The sequence below is a fragment of the Brucella anthropi ATCC 49188 genome (assembly GCF_000017405.1).
GTDB lineage: Bacteria > Pseudomonadota > Alphaproteobacteria > Rhizobiales > Rhizobiaceae > Brucella > Brucella anthropi.
In genome coordinates, this window is record NC_009667.1 from 2,280,470 (window position 1) to 2,300,910 (window position 20,441).

Here is a 20,441-nt window from a genome sequence, read left to right on the forward strand (position 1 = left end):
AGGCCCGCCCGCGAACTGCGAACGGGCCCGAATGAAAGGCTTGGCAATACAGCGATCAGAAGAATGCCTGAATGCCGGTCTGGGCGCGGCCCAGGATCAGCGCATGAACGTCATGCGTGCCTTCATAGGTGTTCACTGTTTCCAGATTCTGCGCATGGCGCATGACGTGGTATTCGATCTGGATACCATTACCGCCGTGCATATCGCGGGCCTGACGGGCAATATCGAGCGCCTTGCCGCAATTGTTGCGCTTCACGATGGAGATCATTTCCGGGGCCATCCTGCCGTCGTCGAACAGACGACCGACGCGCAAGCTTGCCTGAAGGCCAAGAGCAATTTCGGTCTGCATGTCAGCCAGCTTCTTCTGGTAAAGCTGCGTACCAGCCAGCGGCTTGTCGAATTGCTTGCGATCAAGACCATACTGACGAGCACGGAACCAGCAATCCTCTGCAGCGCCGAGGACGCCCCAGGAAATGCCGTAGCGGGCGCGATTGAGGCAGCCGAACGGCCCCTTGAGACCGGAGACATTCGGCAGAAGTGCGTCTTCCGAAACCTCGACACCATCCATGACGATTTCGCCGGTGATCGATGCGCGCAGCGAGAGCTTGCCGCCGATCTTCGGTGCGGAAAGACCCTTCATGCCCTTTTCGAGGATGAAGCCACGAATGGCGTTGTCATGCGCAGCGGACTTTGCCCAGACGACGAACACATCGGCGATCGGTGAGTTCGAAATCCACATCTTGGAGCCGCTGAGGCGATAGCCACCGTCGATCTTTTCGGCGCGGGTCTTCATGCCTGCCGGATCGGAGCCTGCATCTGGCTCGGTCAGGCCGAAGCAGCCGATCAGCTCGCCGGAGACGAGACCCGGAAGATATTTCTTGCGCTGCTCGTCCGAGCCATAGGCATAGATCGGATACATCACGAGCGACGACTGCACGCTCATCATCGAACGATAACCGGAATCGACACGCTCGACTTCACGCGCCACCAGGCCGTAGGCAACATAGCCGGCATTGGCTGCGCCATATTCTTCAGGAAGCGTCACGCCCAGAAGACCAGCCTGCCCCATCAGACGGAACAGTTCCGGATCGGTCGTCTCATCCAGATAGGCCTTTTCAACGCGAGGCAGCAGAACGTCCGTCGCAAAAGCCTTGGCCGAGTCGCGGATCATGCGCTCGTCTTCGGTCAGCTGGTCATCCAGCAGAAACGGGTCTTCCCAGCTAAAAGCCGCACGTGACATCAGTGTATTCTCCTCAATGAAAATTTGCAGGAAATATGAACTGTGCCGAGGTCTGGTGCAATCGACGTTTACTCATCGATCTATTCCATTTAGTAATGGATCATGACTTCGATATCACGCCGCTTGCTCCCCTCCACCAGTGCACTTGCCGCCTTCGATGCGGTTGCGCGGCATGAAAGCTTTTCGGCTGCAGCCGAGGAACTGTCGTTGACGCAAGGCGCGGTGAGCCGACAGATTGCAACTCTTGAAGAGCAGCTTGGAACAGCGCTTTTCGACCGCACCAGCCGCAATGTGGTTCTATCCGATGCCGGGCGCGTTTATCTGAAGGCGGTGGGGCCAGCGCTGGCATCCATCCGTGCCGCTTCGCTGCAAGTCATGTCGCATATGCGTGGCACCACGCTTAATCTGGCTTTCCTGCCGACATTCGGCACACGCTGGCTGATCCCGCGCATACCGCGTTTCGTGGCAAAGTATCCCGATATCATCCTCAATTTTGCGACGCGTATCGGGCAGTTCGATTTTGATCGCGAAGGACTGGATGCAGCGATCCATATTGGCCAGCCGGACTGGCCCAACGCCGATAGTGTCTTCCTGATGGATGAAACGGTTGCGCCTGTGTGCAGCCCTGCATTTCTACAGCAGAATCCGGTTCATGTGCCTGCCGATCTGTTGCCGCTTCCCCTATTCAATATGGCTTCACGCCCCGGTGCATGGGACCACTGGTTCAAGAGCCTCGATATCGCGGCTCCGGTTTCACCGGGAATGCGCTTTGAACAGTTTTCGAATGTCTCACAGGCTTGCATTGCAGGCCTTGGCGTTGCGCTGATGCCACTGTTCCTCATTCGCGCCGAAATCGATAGTGGCCAGCTTGTGGTTGCCTGTCCGCATACGGTCAAAAGCCCGAGCAGCTATTATTTTGTGACGCCGAAGGCTCGTTCGAGCACTCCGGCGGTGTCGGCTTTCCGGGATTGGCTGTTGGCGGAAGTCAAAAGCGAAAATAGCCGCTCAGGCGATTGATTGGCCGATTGAACGGCTGGCGATCTCGTATGAATGCAGGCGCTTCTTGTGATCATGTATCATGCCGGTCAACATCAGTTCATCGGCGCCGGTGCTTTCTGCAAAGGCCTTGATGCCTTTCGCTACCGTGTCCGGTCCACCGACCACACGGCATGACAGCATCTGACGAACAAGCGCCTGCGCTGCCGGATCAAGCTGGTCCGCATAGCCTTCGACCGGTGCAGGAAGCTTGCCGGGGCGACCGCTGCGCAGGTTGACGAAAGCCTGCAGTTGCGACGTGAAAAGATGGTTCGCCTCTTCGTCCGTGTCGGCTGCGATCACGTTGAGGCCCAGCATCACATAAGGCTTCTGCATATATTCCGATGGCTCAAACCGCTCGCGATATAGAGCGATGGCGCGCTCCATTTCGGCAGGCGCGAAGTGCGAGGCAAATGCGTAAGGCAGCCCCAGCATCGCGGCAAGCTGCGCGCCGAACAGGCTGGAACCGAGAATCCAGACAGGCACATTCAACCCCTCGCCCGGCACTGCGCGCACGCGCTGGCCCGGTTCGGCAGGTTTGAAATAGTTGAGCAACTCGACCACATCCTGCGGAAACGCATTGGCGTCACTGTCGAGATTACGACGAAGCGCATGAGCGGTGATCTGGTCAGTGCCCGGAGCGCGCCCAAGACCGAGATCGATACGCCCCGGAAACAGGGAAGCCAGCGTGCCGAACTGTTCTGCAATCACCAGAGGTGCGTGGTTGGGCAGCATGACGCCGCCAGCACCGACGCGAATGGTTGAGGTGCCGTTGGCGACGTAACCAATGACCACAGATGTGGCGGCACTGGCGATGCCCGGCATATTGTGGTGTTCGGCAAGCCAGTAACGGTGAAAGCCGAGCCGTTCGGCATGTTGCGCAAGCTCCAGCGTATTATGCAGCGATTGTGCTGCATCGCTACCTTCGGGAACGGGCGAAAGATCGAGAACGGATAAGGGTATCATACTGGCTCATATGGGTTGGAACGCAGCGTTTGCAACGTTAGCAAAAATCAAAAGGGCGACCTATTTCTAGGCCGCCCTTTGTCATTGGTTCAACGCAAGTTTCAGTGATGTTGCGCTGGAGCCGGTTCGCCGCCTTCATCCGATGACGCAACATATTCGCCTTCAACATCCTTCTTGGCGATGAAGGTGTAGAACATCGGCACCACGAACAACGTGAAGATCGTGCCGATCACGATACCAGTGAAGATCACCAGACCCATCGAGTAACGTGCGGCTGCACCGGCACCGGTCGCGATGATGAGCGGTACAACGCCAAGCGCCATGGCGGCAGTGGTCATCAGGATCGGACGCAGGCGGGTTTCAGCCGCGACGATGATCGCATCCCGGCGTGAAAGACCATGCAGACGGCGTTGCTGGTTGGCGAATTCCACCATCAGAATACCGTGCTTGGTAATCAGCCCGACAAGGGTGATGAGACCGACCTGCGTGTAGATGTTGAGAGTGCCGAGACCGATGTTCAGCGGCACGATGGCACCGAAGATCGACAGCGGAACCGACATCATGATGATGAACGGATCGCGGAAGCTTTCGAACTGCGCCGCAAGCACGAGATAGATCACGATGACGGCGAGGCCGAAGGCGATCAGGATCGTGTTGCCCTGCTCCACTTCCAGACGCGACTGACCGGAATAATCCAGGAAGAAGCCTTCCGGCATCTTGGATTTGGCCAGATCGACCAGAGTTTGCAGGCCCTGCCCGGTTGTAACGCCTGGCAGCGGCAGAGCTGAAATCGTGGCCGAATTCAGCTGGTTGAACTGCTCGATTGCTGCAGGCGATGCGTTCTGGCTGATCGTGATGACCGACGACAGCGGGATCATCGAGCCGGAAACACTGCGCACATAGAAGTCGCCAAGCTTTTCCGGGTTCGAACGGTATGCATCGGGCACCTGCGTGATGATGTCATAGCTGTTCGAATCGCGGTCGAACTTCGCCACCGATGCGCCACCGGTCAGGAGACCCAGTGTCGAACCGATATCGCTGATCTGCACACCCAGCGTTGCTGCGCGGTCGCGATCGATGGTGATTGTGACCTGCGGTGCGTTGAAGGAAAGCGAGTTCTGCACAATGATATACTGGCCGGAAGCCTGTGCTTCGTTCTTGATTTCCTCAGCCAGTGCGAAAACCTGATCGGCTGGGCCAGTCGATTGGATAGCAATCGAGATCGGCAGGCCGCCACCCGTTCCCGGCAGGGACGGAGGCGCGAAGATGAAAGCTTCAACACCTGCGACCTTGGAAATACGTGCGGTCAGGTCTTCCTGAATCTGCTTCTGCGAACGGGTACGCTCGTTCCAGTCCTTCAAAACCCACAGCGCGATACCGGATGTCGTGCCACCGTCCATGCCGACGATCTGGAAGCGGGTCTTCAGTTCGGGAAGATCCTTGGTCAGTTCGTCGATCTGTTCGGCGTAGAGATTGGTATAGGCCGAGGTTGCATATTGCGGAGCCTGGAACATCGAGAACAGCGCGCCGGAATCTTCTTCCGGTGCCAGTTCGCTCGACGTGTTCATGAAAAGGAAGCCCGTCAATCCCATCAGCGCTACGACAATTGCGAGCGTAATGCCGCGATAGTTGAGCGAGTTGGAGACACGACGGTGATACCACTTTTCGAAACGCGAGAAGGTCCGGTCGATGAACTTCTGGAACCGGGTCTGGTCGCCATGCTTGAGCATACGCGCGCACATCATTGGCGAAACCGTCAAGGCGGCAACGCCCGAAATGATAACGGCGCCAGCCAGCGTGAAGGCGAATTCGCGGAACAGGGCGCCCGTCAGACCGCCCGTGAAGCCGAGTGGTGCGAACACCGCCGCCAGCGTGATCGTCATGGCGATGATCGAGCCGGTGATTTCCTTCATGCCCTTGAAGGCAGCGTCCATGGGCCGGAGGCCCTCTTCGATATGCCGGTGTATGTTCTCCAGAACCACGATGGCATCGTCGACCACAAGGCCGATGGCGAGAACCATCGCGAGCAGTGACAACAGGTTGATCGAGAAGCCGAGCGCATAAAGGAAAAAGCACACGCCGATCAACGAGATTGGGATCGTGACAATCGGAATCAGCACCGAGCGGAACGACCCGAGGAAGACGATGATGACCAGAATGACGATGGCCACGGCTTCGCCGATGGTCGTGAAGACTTCCTTGATCGAAGAGCTGATCTGCTCGGTCGCGTCATAGACGAGAACAAGCGACATGCCTTCCGGCAGCGACGCCTGGATAGATGGCAGTTCCTTGCGGACGGCAGCGGCCATGTCGATGGGGTTTGCCGCCGGTGTCGGGAAGACGCCGAGGAAGGTACCAGCCGAGCCGTTGAACGAAACGATGGTGTCCGTGCTTTTCGCCGCCAGTTCGACCCGCGCAACATCACGCAGACGAACGACGTCGTCACCCGAGGCCTTGATCGGCATGGCGCCAAAGGCTTCCGGTGTCTGCAAGGTCGACTTCAATGTGATCGATGACGACACATATTCGTTCTTGGTCGTGCCGGGCGCCGACAGGAAGTTGGAAGCGTTGATTGCCGCCAGAACTTCCGGTGCCGTGATCTGACGTGCCGCAAGCTGGATCGGGTCGAGCCAGACACGCATCGAATAGACCTGACCGCCCAGAATTTCAGCCTTTGCAACACCCTGAATGGTGGACATGCGCGGCTGGATAACGCGTTCCAGATATTCCGTGATCTGTTCGCTCGTCATATTCGGGTTCTGCGCTGCCAGATACATGGTAGCGAAGTTCTGACCCGTTCCCTTGACGATGACGGGATCATCGGATTCGTCCGGCAGGTCGCCGCGAACCTGATTGACCTTGGCGATGACTTCCGTCAACGCCGCATCGGGGTTTGCGCCGAGCTTCATCTGCACGGTCACCGTGCTCGACGACGGACGGCTCGAAGACGTCACATAGTCGATGTTTTCAGTCGTAGCGACTGCTTCGGCGATCGGCGCGGTGATGAAACCCTGAATGAGATCGGCACTCGCGCCGGCATAGTTTGTTGTGACCGTGATAACGGTTTCATCGACCTTCGGATATTCGCGCACCGTCAGCTGCGCGATACCCTGAAGGCCCAACAGAATGATCATGAGGGCGACTACCGTGGCAAGCACGGGTCGCCGGATGAAAATATCGGAAAAGCTCATCGGGATCGCCTATTGCTTGTCAGCCGGTTGGCCGGCCGGAATCGGATTGACGGTGTTGTCGATGTTCACCGGTACGCCGGGCGAGAGCCGGTTCTGGCCTGCCGTGATGATGATGTCTCCAGCCTTGAGGCCGCTCGTCACTTCGACAATGCCGGAATAGCGGCGTCCAAGCTTGATGAAGACCTGCTGTGCGACCTGCTTCTCGCCATCTTCCGGCTTGGCATCGGCAGCAGGAGCCTTGGCGGTGTTGTCGCCTTCGGCAGCCTTCGCGCCTTCCTGCTTCTGTTCCGGACGAACCGCATAGACATAGTCGCCGTACAGGCTGGAGATGATCGTGGTCTGTGGCAGGGCAATGACATTGTCTTCTTCCGGCAACTCGACGCGAACCTGCACAAACTGACCCGGTGTCAGTTCATGATCCGGATTCTGTACTTCCGCGCGCACCGAAACGAGACGGGTCGTCGGGTCGATCTTCGGATCGATACCGATAATAGTGCCGGTGAAGTTGAGTGCTTCCGCAGTCGAACCGACCTTGACGGTTTGTCCAAGCTTGATGGAGGCAAGCGACTGTTCCGGGACAGTGAAGTCGATGCGCATCACGTCGGTGTTCTGCAGCGTGGCAATGACCGTGCCGGGCGTCAGATACTGGCCGAGATCGACCTTGGAAATGCCGATAACGCCTGAGAACGGGGCCTTGACCGACTTCTGCGCCAGCGTTGCACGCATCTTTTCCACCACCGCACCGGCGGCATTGGCGACCGATGCAGTCGTATCGACATTTGATACAGCACCGACACCGCGCGTGCGCAGCGTATCGGCGCGTTTCAGGTTCTGCTGTGCAAGAACGGCTTCAGCTTCGGCGGCTGCGAGGTCCGCCTTCTGAATGCTGTCTTCCAGCTGAAGCAGCAGGTCGCCTTCCTTGACTTCCTGATTGGCCTTGAAGTTGATCTTCTGCACGAGGCCGTCAAGCTGTACGGTCAGATCGACGCCATTGAGCGCATTGGCCGTGCCGATGGCTTCCACACCAGGCTTCCATACGCCCGGCTCCACTGTCACGGTCGAAACCGTCTGGGCGGGCTGCTGCATGTTGGCGAAAAAGTCTTTGATGGCCTGTGATCGGAACAGGTTAAAGCCAACGAGGCCTCCAACGACGATCACGAGGAATATTATTGCCAGAATAAGGCGCTTGATCATTGCGGATGCACTCCAGATGGCTCCCTGATCGATCAGGGTTGGGGGATTGGCCGCGGCGCCTTCTTTCGCAGTCACGCAAAGGTCGCGCGTATTTTACTTGAATGAAAGTGGCGAATAACTGTACCGTCTGGACGGTATTGTCAACATACGAACTGTCAGGAGACACCAGTAAATTGCTAACAAAAAAGAAGGTCTCGTCGCGCGAGCGTATTTTGCGCGCTGCTACTGAGCTTGCCCGTGAGATCGGACCCGCTCACCTGTCTCTCGATGCTGTAGCAGCCCGTGCGGGCCTTTCAAAAGGCGGATTACTTTATTCTTTTCCGACAAAGGCCAAACTGCTCGAAGCGGTGGTCGAAGAATATATGAAAGAGCACGAACACGCCATGGAGGTTCAGGAAACACTCCAGAAAGGCGATAAAAACCGCGTGGCACGGGCTTTTCTCGATGTTTACCGGGTTCAGGCCGATGATGAGCCACCGGCTTGTGGTGTCCTTGCCGCGCTTGCCGAAGATCCCGGTTTCATGGTGCCGGTTCGCCGATATCACAGGGCATTTCTCGACCGCATGATCAAGGACACGACCGATTCCGATACCGCGCTGATTGTCTACCTGGCCGTCGCGGGTCTCGAATGCTCCAAACTGATGGAATGTGAAATTCTGAACGATGAGGAACAGCGCGCCGTTCTCGTCCGTTTGGAAAACATGCTGACAGAAAACTGACAGCTATAAAGAAAAAGGGCGCCGGGCGCCCTTAATTTTAGCAAGTTTCGAATCAGAGCGCGGGAATATCACCCCTCGCCCATCCTTCCGAAGTTTCGGCGGAAAAATCGCCAAAACGCCCGTCGGCAATCGATGCGCGGATGCCCTTCATCAGATACTGATAATAGGCCAGGTTATTCCAGGTCAGGAGCATGGCGCCGAGCGCTTCACCGGATTTTACCAGATGGTGCAGATAGGCGCGGCTATAGTCGCGCGATGCCGGACAATCTGATTCCGGATCGAGCGGGCGATGATCGTCTGCATGGCGCGCATTACGCAGGTTCACTTTGCCAAAGCGCGTAAATGCGAGGCCGTGACGGCCTGCGCGCGTCGGCATCACGCAATCGAACATGTCGATCCCGCGCGCCACCGACTTCAGAATATCGTCCGGCGTGCCGACACCCATCAGGTAGCGGGGCTTTTCCGATGGCAGGATCGGGCAGACCACTTCCAGCATGTCGAGCATGACCTGCTGCGGCTCGCCGACCGCAAGTCCACCGACCGAATAGCCCTTGAGATCCATGGCCTTCAGCGCTTCCGCCGATTTCTCACGCAGACGCGCTACATCGCCGCCCTGCACGATGCCGAACATCGCTTTGCCCGGCTGAATGCCGAAAGCGACCTTGCAGCGTTCGGCCCAGCGCAGCGACAATTCCATTGCGCGCTCGGTGTTCTTTTCCGGTGAAGGCAGCGCCACGCATTCATCGAGCTGCATCTGGATATCGCTATCCAGCAGCCCCTGAATCTCGATGGATCGCTCCGGCGTCATTTCATAAGGCTTGCCATCGATATGCGAGCGGAATGTCACGCCTTTCTCGTCGAGCTTGCGCAATTGCGCGAGCGACATGACCTGAAAACCACCGGAATCGGTCAGGATCGGGCCTTTCCAGCCGCCGAACTCATGCAGGCCACCCAACCGCGCCACGCGCTCGGCACCCGGCCGCAGCATCAGGTGATAGGTATTGCCAAGGATGATATCGGCGCCAAGTTCTTTCACCTGGTCCATATACATGGCCTTGACCGTGCCAGCCGTACCGACCGGCATGAAGGCAGGCGTGCGCACCACGCCGCGCGGCATGGAAATCTCGCCCTGACGAGCAGCGCCGTCGGTTGCCAGCACTTTGAATTCGAAGTTTTCGCTTGTCTTTAGATTTTCCAGAGTCATGCGGTGTCTTTAGCTTTGTCGGCCCGCTCAAGCAAGCTGGCGTCACCATAGGAATAAAAGCGATAGCCATTGCTGATGGCGTGTTCATAGGCGGCGTGCATCGTCTCAAAGCCGCTGAAGGCCGATACCAGCATGAACAGCGTCGAGCGCGGCAGATGGAAGTTGGTCATCAGCAGATCGACTGCACGGAACTTGTAGCCCGGCGTGATGAAGATATCGGTCGCACCGGCCCACGGACGGATGATGCCATCTTCGCCCGCAGCACTTTCGATCAGGCGCAGCGACGTCGTACCAACGCAGATGATCTTGCCGCCCCGCTCGTGCACAGCATTGAGCGCATCGGCGGTCCGCTGCGACACATAACCGATTTCAGAATGCATCTTGTGGTCGGTCGTATCGTCGGCCTTGACCGGCAAGAACGTTCCCGCCCCCACATGCAGCGTTACGAAATGTTCTTCAACGCCTTTGGCCTTGATCTTTTCCAGAAGATCGGGCGTGAAATGCAATCCGGCAGTGGGAGCGGCAACAGCGCCCTCTTCGCGGGCATAGACCGTCTGATAGTCCTTGCGGTCGCGCTCGTCTTCGGCGCGCTTCGACGCGATATAGGGTGGCAGTGGAATATGCCCGACCGATGCGATGGCCTCATCCAGCATGGCGCCGGAAAGGTCGAACACGAGAAGCGCTTCGCCCGCATCGCCCTTTTCCGCCACGGTGGCATCAAGTGTACCAAGGAAGCAGCTTGAACCGGAATGGCCGAAACGGATGCGGTCGCCCTCCTTTACGCGCTTGCCCGGACGCAGAAACGCTTTCCAGCGATCCGGACCGGTGCGCATATGCAACGTGGCGCTGACCTGCGAAATATTGCCATCGCGCTCGCGCATGCCTTCAAGCTGCGCGGGTATCACCTTGGTATCATTGAAAACAAGCGCATCGCCGGGTTGCAATAGATCGGGCAGCTCGAACACCTGTCGATCTTCGAATGGCTGGCCGGGACGGACACGCAACAGTCTGGCGTGGTCACGTGGTTCGGCTGGACGCAGAGCAATGCTCTCTTCCGGCAAATCGAAATCGAAAAGATCAACACGCATTATGAACCTCTAAAGCATTTCCAGCAAAAGTGCGAAGCGGTTTTGCGTTCGGAAATGCGGTAAACAAATTACGGCCCCGGTATGAACCGGAGCCGTAATTTCTCAATGAAATCGGCAGGATCAGATGTCGGCAGCGATGCGCGCCGTCACGATCGTGTCCGGATCGGCAACAGGCTCACCGCGCTTGATCTTGTCGACATTGTCCATGCCTTCAATGACCTGGCCCCAGACGCTGTACTGGCGGTCGAGCCACGGAGCGTCGGCAAAGCAGATGAAGAACTGCGAATTGGCCGAATTCGGGTTGGCCGAACGGGCCATCGAAGCAGTGCCACGCTTGTGCGGCGTGTTGGAGAATTCAGCCTTCAGGTCTGGCTTGTCCGAACCGCCCATGCCCGCACGCGAGCCATTGAAATGCGCGCCGCCGGTCTTGCCGAACTTCACGTCGCCGGTCTGTGCCATGAATCCGTCGATTACGCGGTGGAACACAACGCCGTCATAAGCGCCTTCGCGAGCCAGTTCCTTGACGCGCGCAACATGATCCGGCGCGAGGTCTGGATAGAGTTCAAGAACGACGTTGCCCTTGGTGGTTTCCAGAACGAGCGTGTTTTCAGGGTCTTTGTAAGCCATTGGGCCTCTCCTTGTATTTACTTCTTATCGTATTTTACTTTTTATCGGCCTGAAGCGTGGCCTTGATGATCTTATCGGGGTTTTCCACGGCGCCATTATCGGCTTCGCTACCCTTCTTTATCTTGTCGACGATATCCATGCCGCTGACAACCTTGCCGACCACAGTGTACTGGCCGTTGAGGAATGCGCCGTCCGCAAACATGATGAAGAATTGCGAATTGGCCGAATTCGGGTTCTGGCTGCGGGCCATGCCGACCGTGCCGCGCACGAAGGGTTCTTTTGAGAACTCTGCCGGAATATCGGGATAGTCGGAACCGCCGGTGCCGACGCGCGAAGCATCGAAACCCTTGTCCACGTTACCGAACTTTACATCGCCGGTCTGGGCCATGAAGCCCGGAATGACGCGGTGGAAGGCAACGCCGTTATAAGCGCCTTCCCCGACCAGCTTTTCAATCTGGGCGACATGCTTCGGCGCGAGGTCGGGACGAAGCTGGATGGCAACGTCGCCGTCCTTCAGCTTGAGAACGACGGTGTTTTCGGCATTGGCGGCGGAAGCCGTCTGGACCGCCCCTTGCGACAGCGCGATAAAGGCAACAGCGGCAAGCGCCGAACGGATGAAAGACATGATCGAAAAACTCCCTGCAGTCAGGATTTGAATTTGGTGTTCAAGGCGGCAGCAACAGCCGCAGGAACGAAGGGCTTTATATCGCCGCCCATGGAGGCAATCTGGCGGACCAATGTGGCGGTAATTGTGCGTACTGCCGGGTCTGCCGGCAGGAATACGGTCTGCAATTCCGGCGCCATAGTGCCGTTCATGCCCGCCATCTGCATTTCATAGTCGAGATCGGTGCCATCGCGCAAACCACGCACCATCAATTGTGCGGCATGTTTGCGCGCTGCATCGATAACCAGCCCGTCGAAGGAAATGACCGATACCCGGCCTGCATCCTTGCCCAATATGGCCTTGGAGCTTTCACCGATGAGCGCCACGCGTTCCTCGAAGGTGAAGAGAGGTTTTTTGCCGGGATGAACGCCGATCGCGACAATAACCTCGTCGGCAAGGCGCAAGGCACCTTTGAGGACATCCATATGGCCGTTTGTCACCGGGTCGAAGGAGCCCGCATAAATCGCGATCGTCATTTCTTCCAGCTAGCCTTTTCTGACGGGATTTTCAACAAGAACCACTGCGATAAGAAAACAGAAACCAAGAAACCAGATGAATGCGATATGAACAGCAATTTCACGACAAGTTCACAACCGATTTACCAAGATAGGTGCAAGTTTGGTGCAACCTTTTCGCTTCTGAAGCGTATGTATGTCGAAAGGATAACACGATGATGATCTTTCTTCTGGCATTATCCATGATGGTCGCGATGGCTGCATCGGCAATCATACTGCTTCTCGAAGAGAACGAGTCCAAGCGTCAGCGCGTGCGTCAGGTGACATTTGACATCAATAGCTTGCGCAACATGCGTTCGCGCTGAGTATTAGCAGCCGAGTTCACGCAATAGCGTTGGAGCTTGCTGTGAAAGAGTTTCTGTGATCGCCAATTCCTCCAGTCTTGGCATCTGAAAAAGGCCGATGGTTCCCGCCATCGGCCTTTTTCATTGATCTATATAAAAAGCCCGGGTCCGTTGGTTTGTCGCATTATCCGATGCAAAACTGTTTCACACTTTTGGCTCGAAAATGCTCTACCCCGGGCTTCTCTATTATTCTTCGGTGTCCGCGATTGGTGCTTCGCCTTCAGAGGCTGCCTCGCCCTCACTGCCGTTTTCTTCATCGCTATCCGCTTCGGATATGCGTTCGACCGAGACGACCTTTTCGCCATCCGCCGTGTTGAAGATCGTGACGCCCTTGGTGGAACGTCCGGCAATACGGATACCGTCAACCGGTACGCGAATGAGCTGTCCGCCATCGGAAACAAGCAGAATCTGGTCGCTCGCCTCGACCGGGAACAGGGCAACGAGCTTGCCGATTTCGTCGGTCTTCGACGTGTCGGTAGCGCGGATGCCCTTGCCGCCACGGCCTGAAACGCGGAACTCGTAGGACGAGGAACGTTTGCCGTAACCGTATTCGCTGACAGTCAGCACGGTTTCTTCGCGGGCCTTCAGCTCCTGATAGAGCTCTTCGGTCAGTTCCGCATCGGTTCCGACGTCCTCGCCGACAACCACGATGTCGTCTGCGTCGTCCGCACCCTGCGCCCGGCGCTCGGCAATCGAACGCTTGAGATAGGCGGAACGGGTTGATGCATCGGCATCGACGTGATGCAGGATCGCCATGGAGATGACCTTGTCGCCATCGGCCAGATTGATGCCGCGCACGCCGATCGAGTTGCGGCCTGCAAAGACGCGCACATCGGTAACCGGGAATCGAATGCACTGGCCACCGGCACAGGTCAGAAGCACATCGTCGAATTCCGTACAGGTATCGACGGAGAGGATTTCATCGCCCTCGTCTTCCAACTTCATCGCGATCTTGCCGTTGCGGTTGACCTGAACGAAGTCGGACAACTTGTTACGGCGAACCGTACCGCGCGTGGTCGAGAACATGACGTCGAGATTTGCCCAGGATTCTTCATCCTCCGGCAACGGCATGATTGTGGTGATGCGCTCGCCCTGCTGCAATGGCAGCATGTTGATGAGCGCCTTGCCGCGCGACTGCGGTGTACCGACAGGCAGACGCCAGACCTTCTCCTTGTAGACAATGCCACGCGAGGAGAAGAACAGAACCGGCGTATGCGTATTGGCAACAAACAGACGTGTTACGAAATCCTCATCCTTAGTCGCCATGCCGGAACGGCCCTTGCCGCCGCGGCGCTGCGCACGATAGGTCGTTAGCGGAACGCGCTTGATATAGCCTGCATGGCTGACGGTGACGACCATATCCTCACGGGCGATCAGGTCTTCGTCATCCATTTCGGCGCCACCGAAACCGATTTCGGTGCGGCGTGGCGTGGCGAACTCGTCACGAACCGCAATCATCTCATCCTTGACGATCGTCATCACGCGCAGGCGCGACGAGAGAATGTCGAGATAATCGCGGATTTCCTCGCCGATCTTGTTCAGTTCGTCTGCCACTTCGTCGCGACCGAGCGCGGTCAGGCGCTGCAAACGCAGGTCGAGAATGGCACGAGCCTGTTCTTCGGAGAGGTTATAGGTGTCGTCTTCATTGATACGATGGCGCGGATCGTCGATGAGACGGATCAGCGGAGCCACATCGACTGCAGGCCAGCGACGTTCCATCAACTGCTCGCGGGCCGTCGTTGGATCGGGCGCACGACGGATGAGTGCAATCACCTCATCGATATTGGCGACCGCAATTGCAAGGCCGACCAACACATGCGCGCGGTCGCGCGCCTTGTTGAGCAGGAACTTGGTGCGGCGCGTCACGACTTCCTCGCGGAAGGCAACAAAAGCGCGCAGCATGTCGAGCAGATTGAGCTGTTCCGGCTTGCCGCCGTTCAGCGCCACCATGTTGCAACCGAACGAGGTTTGCAGCGGCGTGTAGCGATAGAGCTGGTTCAGAACGACATCGGCAACGGCGTCGCGCTTGAGTTCGACCACAACGCGATAGCCTTCGCGGTCGGATTCGTCACGCAGATCGGAAATGCCTTCGATGCGCTTGTCGCGCACCAGTTCGGCCATTTTCTCGATCATCGAAGCCTTGTTCACCTGATACGGGATCTCGGTGATGATAATGGCTTCGCGGTCACCGCGCATCGGCTCAATGGTGGCCCGCCCGCGCATGATCACAGAACCGCGCCCGGTCGTGTAGGCGGAATTGATGCCTGCGCGTCCGAGGATGATGCCACCGGTCGGGAAATCCGGACCAGGGATGATCTCAATCATTTCTTCCAACTGAATGGCCGGATTCTCGATGAGCGCTACGCAGCCATCAATGACTTCACCGAGATTGTGTGGCGGAATGTTGGTCGCCATGCCGACAGCGATACCGCCCGAACCGTTGACGAGCAGGTTCGGGAAGCGTGCAGGCATAACCACAGGTTCCTGCTCGCGGCCGTCATAATTGTCCTGGAAGTCGACCGTGTCCTTGTCGATGTCCGACAGGATGGATTCGGTAAGCTTTTCCAGACGGCATTCGGTGTAACGCATCGCTGCCGGCGGATCGCCGTCGATGGAGCCGAAATTGCCCTGCCCGTCGACAAGCGGATCGCGCATGGAGAAATCCTGCGCCATACGCACGAGAGCGTCATAAATAGAAGCGTCGCCATGCGGGTGATACTTACCCATGACCTCACCGACCACACCCGCCGACTTACGGTACGGGCGGTTATAGGCGAGGTTCATCTCGTTCATGGCGTGGAGAATGCGGCGATGCACGGGCTTCAGGCCGTCGCGCACATCGGGCAGCGCACGGCTCACGATAACGCTCATCGCGTAATCGAGATAGGAGCGCTGCATCTCCTCGATAATGGAAATCGGTTCGATACCGCTAGGGCCGCCGTTTGGGCCACCATTCATATCGTCGGAACCGGGTGGAGGCGTTTGATCTGACACTATTCAGATTTCTTTCTCAACAGAATCGATAAAGTCACTTTATAACGGAAACCAGCAAAAAACGCCAATTTCACGACCGTTTCGGCGGGCTATTTCCGTCTGTCAATTCAATGACTTAAAAGATATTCACATAAAGATTGAGCAACGATGTTGCCCGGACGGGCGCTTTGCGTCGACCATGTGCCGTCGATCGTCTACAATCCATGTATCCGATTGAGCATAACATACCAACAAGAAGGGCGCGTGCAGTATGGGGTTCTACGATACGGTTTTCAGCGCGTTCGTCACCCTGCTTGTTACAATCGATCCGCCCGGACTGGCGCCATTGTTTCTGGCGCTCACGCCGGGCATGGAGCGGCACCACCGCGGACAGGTGGCGCTTCGCGCCTCCATCATCGGTTTTATCGTGATGGCGCTCTTTGCCATTGCGGGCGCGCAGATACTCGGCATGTTCGGCATTACCATCGGTGCGTTCCGCGTTGCCGGTGGCCTGTTGCTGTTCTGGATCGCATTTGAGATGATTTTCGAGAAGCGGACAGAGCGCAAGGAAAAGAGCGCCGAGGTTGCCATCACCAAGGACCATATCCGCAATATTGCCGCTTTCCCGCTTGCCATTCCGCTGATTGCCGGTCCGGGCGCAATTTCGGCAATCGTGCTGACCTCGGACTCATTCCATGGCGTCGGGCCGCGTTTGGCCCTTCTTGGCGTCATCTTCGTCTGCCTGCTGATTACCTATCTCGTGCTGCTGCTGGCCGAGCGCGTCGACCGGTTTCTGGGCGAAACCGGTCGTTCCATCCTGACCCGCCTTCTCGGCGTCATTCTGGCAGCGCTTGCCGTTCAGTTCGTTGCAGATGGCATCAAGACACTCATCACCGGTTAAGCCGATTTCTGTGCCTTCTTGCCAATCATGGCGTGACGCAGCTTGGACGAGAACCAGTCGATCACGGCAACAGCGATCAGGATCATGATGATCAGGAAGGAAACGTCCTGAAGGTTCAGAACCTTGATCTGTTCCGCCAGATGCGCGCCGATGCCACCTGCCCCAACAATACCGATGATCGTTGCCGAACGGGTGTTTGACTCGAAGAAGTAAAGCACCTGACTGCCGATCAGTGGCAAAACCTGTGGCAGCACGCCGAAGCGATAACCGTGCAGCTTGCCGCCACCCGACGAGACCACGCCTTCGACCGGCTTCTTGTCGGCCCCTTCAATGGCTTCCGAGAACAGCTTGCCGAATGCGCCGAAATCCGAGCAGGCGATGGCGAGGATACCGGCAAACGGCCCAAGCCCCACAACCGACACCCAGATCAGCGCCCAGATCAGCGTATCGACGCCGCGAATGGTATCGAGGAAGCGGCGGATGCCGAAATGCAGGAAGACATTCGGAATGATGTTCTTCGCCGCCAGAAAACCGAATGGAAAAGCGAGGATCGCTGCCAGCAATGTGCCGAGATAGGCGATTGCCAGCGTTTCCATCATCGACCAGAGATAAAGGCTGAAACGACCGCCGGATGATGGCGGCATCATCATCAAGGCGAAATCGCCGAGGCGACCGAGGCCGTTTAGAATGCGCAGCAGCGAAAAATCGAGCCAGTAGAAGGCGAACCAGACCGAAGCGATAAGCGCTACGGTTAAAATCGCCAGATTGCGCCATGTGCGCCCATTGCCGAACAGATCGGCATATTCGGCTCTGAGTTCCTTTTCGTGCGCATGCGCTTCGCGGGAGAGACTTTGTGCAATGTCGGTCATAATTCTCTCCTCAACCAATACGGCCAAGCAGTGCGTGACGCACGCGCTGGGTGACAAGATCGATCACGACGATCGTCACGATGATCAGAAGCAGAATGGCGCTGACATCGCTGTAATAGAACTGGCGGATCGAGGTAAGCAGTTCCTGCCCGATGCCGCCTGCCCCCACAAAACCCATGACGGAAGCGCCGCGCACGTTGATTTCAAAGCGCAGCAGGCCATAGGAAGCAAAATTTGCGGCCACTTGCGGCAGCACGGCAAAGCGAATGACCTGCAAGCCGGAGCCGCCCGATGCGCGAATACCTTCTACCGGGCGCATATCGATATTCTCGACGACTTCGGAGAACAGCTTGCCCAGTGCTCCTGTCGTATGAAGCATCAGTGCCAGCACACCGGCCATCGGCCCAAGACCGAAGGCGATAACGAACAGCAGCGCGAAGACGATTTCTGGAACCGTACGCAACAATTCCAGCCCGCGACGAACGATGAAGCGAACCGTCGAATTGGGAGCCATGTTGGATGATGCTGCGAAGGAAGCGGCGAAAGCGACGACTGCACCGATCAATGTCGCCAGATAGGCGATCAACAGCGTCTCAAACAGCATCTTGAGCCAGCCGCCGAGGTTCCAGTACCAGGCAGCGAGGTCGCCCCAGAAATTGGCGATGGTCAGATCCGGCAGAATGCGACCGAGATAGCTTGTAAAGCGAAAGAGATTTTCGACCAGTGTGCCCGGCCGAACATCGGCAACGACGGAGGCAGCAATGGCGACAACGACAAGCGCGAGGAGCAGCGCGATACCGTAGAGACGCCGTTTGCCGACTTCTCTGCGATAATCGGCAAGCAGGCCTTTTGCACCGTTGCCGTCGAGTGAGGATACCGTCATGCGAGATTCCTTTAATCAAGCATGATCTTGTCCGAAAACCGGTTCCCACTTTTCGGGATCATGCTCTAAAAAATGCCCGGAACGGGTTAGGTTCCGGGCACTTCAATTGTTCTGCGGATTAAGACTTGCGAGCCTTGTCGTTGAACTTGAGCATCTCGATGATTGGTTCGAAATCCTTAGCTTCGGTGGCTACGAATTCCTGATCCTTGCCGTCGGAAAGGGCGTCAAAGCCAGCCTTGTCCTTGGTTGGCATGTCGAGGAAAGCCTGCTTGATGTCTGCCTTCAACTGGTCTGGCAGCGTGCTGAGAACGGCGAACGGGCCTTCTGGAAGGAAGTCCGACTTGAAGATGACGCGGAAATCGTCCTTCGTCATTGCCTTGCCGTTGGCGTCTTTCAGAACGCCGCGGCTGACCATACGGGTCAGGTTGGAATCGTTTTCCGAGTTCCAGGAGTTGGCAGCGGCGTCAGCGGTGCCCTGCGCAAGAGCAAGAACTGCATTTTCATGGCTGCCAGCAAAGAAGTTCTTACCGAAGAACGTATCGACGCTATAGCCTTCGCGGTTGAGGAAGAAGCGCGGAGCATTGTTGCCCGACGTGGAGTTCGGATCAACGAGAGCAATGGTCTTGCCCTTCAGGTCATCCATTTTCTGGTAGGGGCTGTCGGCGCGAACATAAACGACAGAGTAGTAGCCGTTGACGCCGGTGTCATGACGCTGGTTGACGAGCGGAGTGGTTTCAACGCCGGTCATGACGGCGCGGGCATAAGAAGCCGGGCCATAGAATGCGATCTGGATGTTACCGGCGCGCTGGCCTTCGATGACGGCGGCGTAGTCGTTGGCGACGCGCAGCGTGACCTTGGTGCCAAGTTCCTTGCCGAGATATGCAGCCAGAGGTGCATAACGGTCGGAAGTGGTCGAGGCGTTTTCAGCCGGGATAACGCCCAGAACGATTTCCGGATAATCCTTGCTCCAGTCAGCAGCCTGAGCGGTGGAGGCCATCATTGGCATGGTCAGCGTTGCGGTAAGCGCAGCCGCCGCCAGAAAGTTTCTACGGTTAAGCATAGGTATCTCCTGTTAATCCTGAGTTTGGAGCGTGTTTTTTCCGGAGCTTTATGCGCTCAGGCGGAAAGCTGGCGCAGAACGGCTTCAGCCGACTGCGGAACTGGCATTGGCATTGTTTCAGCCTGTTCATCGGCGTCGATGACGTCAGCGGCTTCCATGCCGTAAAGGTCACGTGATGCCATATCTGTCAGCATCGACGGTGTGCCACGGAATACGATCTTGCCAGCAGACATGCCGACGAGGCGGTCGCAATAGCTGCGCGCAATATCGAGCGAGTGCAGATTGCAGAGGACCGTAATGCCATATTCGCGATTGATGCGGCGCAGGGCGTCCATGACGCTGCGGGTATTGCGCGGATCGAGCGACGCAATAGGCTCATCGGCAAGAATAATGCGTGGCTGCTGCACGAGCGCGCGGGCAATCGCCACGCGCTGCTGCTGGCCACCCGAAAGTTCATCGGCGCGGTGCGCCGCAAGATGCGCAATATCGAACTGCTGCAGAGCGGAAAGCGCGATCAGGCGTTCTTCGTCGCTCCAGATACGCAGGAGCGACTTGGGCGTCGAAACATAATTGAGACGCCCCATCAGAACATTGGTCAGAACATCCAGACGATCAACCAGATTGAAATGCTGGAAAATCATCGCACATTGCGCGCGCCAGTCACGCAATCCCGAGCCTTTAAGGCCCGTAACATCACGACCATCCCAGTGAATTGTTCCCTCGGACGGCTCGACAAGGCGATTGATCATACGCAGAAGCGTCGACTTTCCCGCGCCCGAGCGCCCGATAATTCCCACAAACGTGCCCGGCTCGATTTCGAGGTCCACGCCCGAAACCGCCACCTTGTCATTATAGCGGCGCGTTATGTTGTTCAGTTGAAGCATGAATTCGTCTCCATTCATGCTCACTTTGAATTGCTTCCATGACACTGCAATGAAAGCATAATGACGTTTGTGTAAATTTACACG

General features: G+C 57.1%; 18 protein-coding genes. 4 read left to right on the plus strand and 14 right to left on the minus strand.

Translation table 11 applies throughout. The features are described 5' to 3' along the window. Positions 1-55: 55 nt before the first annotated feature. A complete protein-coding gene (locus OANT_RS11270) occupies positions 56-1,240 on the minus strand; it encodes an acyl-CoA dehydrogenase (protein WP_010660107.1) in 1,185 nt (394 codons plus the stop codon). A gap of 102 nt (positions 1,241-1,342) precedes the next feature. Between OANT_RS11270 and OANT_RS11275 the strand changes: the two genes are divergently transcribed. Next, positions 1,343-2,257 (plus strand): LysR family transcriptional regulator, encoded by a 915-nt coding sequence (locus OANT_RS11275; protein WP_012092063.1) that lies wholly within the window; start codon positions 1,343-1,345, stop codon positions 2,255-2,257. On the opposite strand, the gene OANT_RS11280 is transcribed toward OANT_RS11275, so the two are convergent. The 3 genes from OANT_RS11280 to OANT_RS11290 all read right to left on the minus strand — a co-directional run bounded on the left by OANT_RS11280 (position 2,246) and on the right by OANT_RS11290 (position 7,626). Further along, positions 2,246-3,241: an LLM class flavin-dependent oxidoreductase gene (locus OANT_RS11280; RefSeq protein ID WP_012092064.1), complete on the minus strand. Its 996-nt coding sequence runs from the start codon at positions 3,239-3,241 to the stop codon at positions 2,246-2,248. The genes OANT_RS11275 and OANT_RS11280 overlap by 12 nt on opposite strands. A gap of 101 nt (positions 3,242-3,342) precedes the next feature. Then, positions 3,343-6,432, minus strand: coding sequence for an efflux RND transporter permease subunit (locus OANT_RS11285; RefSeq protein ID WP_010660110.1), 3,090 nt, complete (start codon positions 6,430-6,432; stop codon positions 3,343-3,345). 9 nt (positions 6,433-6,441) lie between these two features. Next, positions 6,442-7,626, minus strand: coding sequence for an efflux RND transporter periplasmic adaptor subunit (locus OANT_RS11290; protein WP_012092065.1), 1,185 nt, complete (start codon positions 7,624-7,626; stop codon positions 6,442-6,444). A gap of 101 nt (positions 7,627-7,727) precedes the next feature. Between OANT_RS11290 and OANT_RS11295 the strand changes: the two genes are divergently transcribed. After that, positions 7,728-8,345 (plus strand): TetR/AcrR family transcriptional regulator, encoded by a 618-nt coding sequence (locus OANT_RS11295; RefSeq protein ID WP_012092066.1) that lies wholly within the window; start codon positions 7,728-7,730, stop codon positions 8,343-8,345. Between the two features lie 52 nt (positions 8,346-8,397). Here the strand turns inward: OANT_RS11295 and tgt are convergent, their stop codons facing one another. The 5 genes from tgt to coaD form a co-directional block, all read right to left on the minus strand. Further along, a complete protein-coding gene (gene tgt / locus OANT_RS11300; protein ID WP_012092067.1) occupies positions 8,398-9,549 on the minus strand; it encodes a tRNA guanosine(34) transglycosylase Tgt in 1,152 nt (383 codons plus the stop codon). Next, a complete protein-coding gene (queA, locus tag OANT_RS11305) occupies positions 9,546-10,637 on the minus strand; it encodes a tRNA preQ1(34) S-adenosylmethionine ribosyltransferase-isomerase QueA (protein ID WP_012092068.1) in 1,092 nt (363 codons plus the stop codon). The genes tgt and queA overlap by 4 nt, the downstream gene beginning before the upstream one ends. A gap of 120 nt (positions 10,638-10,757) precedes the next feature. After that, on the minus strand, positions 10,758-11,264 hold the full coding sequence (locus OANT_RS11310; RefSeq protein WP_012092069.1) for a peptidylprolyl isomerase: 507 nt from the start codon (positions 11,262-11,264) through the stop codon (positions 10,758-10,760). A gap of 34 nt (positions 11,265-11,298) precedes the next feature. Then, on the minus strand, positions 11,299-11,889 hold the full coding sequence (locus tag OANT_RS11315) for a peptidylprolyl isomerase (protein ID WP_012092070.1): 591 nt from the start codon (positions 11,887-11,889) through the stop codon (positions 11,299-11,301). 20 nt (positions 11,890-11,909) lie between these two features. Next, on the minus strand, positions 11,910-12,404 hold the full coding sequence (gene coaD, locus OANT_RS11320) for a pantetheine-phosphate adenylyltransferase (RefSeq protein ID WP_012092071.1): 495 nt from the start codon (positions 12,402-12,404) through the stop codon (positions 11,910-11,912). A 194-nt stretch (positions 12,405-12,598) separates the two neighbouring features. Here coaD and OANT_RS26885 point away from each other — a divergent pair, with 194 nt between their 5' ends. Then, a complete protein-coding gene (locus OANT_RS26885; protein WP_010660118.1) occupies positions 12,599-12,748 on the plus strand; it encodes a hypothetical protein in 150 nt (49 codons plus the stop codon). A 225-nt stretch (positions 12,749-12,973) separates the two neighbouring features. Here OANT_RS26885 and gyrA read toward each other — a convergent pair whose 3' ends face one another. Next, complete coding sequence (gene gyrA, locus OANT_RS11325) at positions 12,974-15,745, minus strand: DNA gyrase subunit A (protein ID WP_012092072.1); 2,772 nt, start codon at positions 15,743-15,745, stop codon at positions 12,974-12,976. A gap of 286 nt (positions 15,746-16,031) precedes the next feature. On the opposite strand from gyrA, the gene OANT_RS11330 reads away from it, so the two are divergent. Then, entirely contained in the window at positions 16,032-16,661 is a 630-nt protein-coding gene (locus OANT_RS11330) for a MarC family protein (RefSeq protein ID WP_012092073.1), read from the plus strand. Here OANT_RS11330 and phnE (OANT_RS11335) read toward each other — a convergent pair. The 4 genes from phnE (OANT_RS11335) to phnC form a co-directional block, all read right to left on the minus strand. Further along, positions 16,658-17,530, minus strand: coding sequence for a phosphonate ABC transporter, permease protein PhnE (phnE, locus tag OANT_RS11335; protein ID WP_012092074.1), 873 nt, complete (start codon positions 17,528-17,530; stop codon positions 16,658-16,660). The two genes, OANT_RS11330 and phnE (OANT_RS11335), sit on opposite strands and share 4 nt — an antisense overlap. A gap of 10 nt (positions 17,531-17,540) precedes the next feature. Continuing rightward, entirely contained in the window at positions 17,541-18,413 is an 873-nt protein-coding gene (gene phnE, locus OANT_RS11340) for a phosphonate ABC transporter, permease protein PhnE (protein WP_012092075.1), read from the minus strand. A 118-nt stretch (positions 18,414-18,531) separates the two neighbouring features. Then, positions 18,532-19,473, minus strand: a complete 942-nt coding sequence (phnD, locus tag OANT_RS11345; protein WP_012092076.1) for a phosphonate ABC transporter substrate-binding protein — start codon at positions 19,471-19,473, stop codon at positions 18,532-18,534. Between the two features lie 56 nt (positions 19,474-19,529). Further along, the gene (gene phnC / locus OANT_RS11350; RefSeq protein ID WP_012092077.1) at positions 19,530-20,357 is read right to left on the minus strand and encodes a phosphonate ABC transporter ATP-binding protein; all 828 of its coding nucleotides are present in this window, start codon (positions 20,355-20,357) and stop codon (positions 19,530-19,532) included. Positions 20,358-20,441 lie beyond the last annotated feature (84 nt).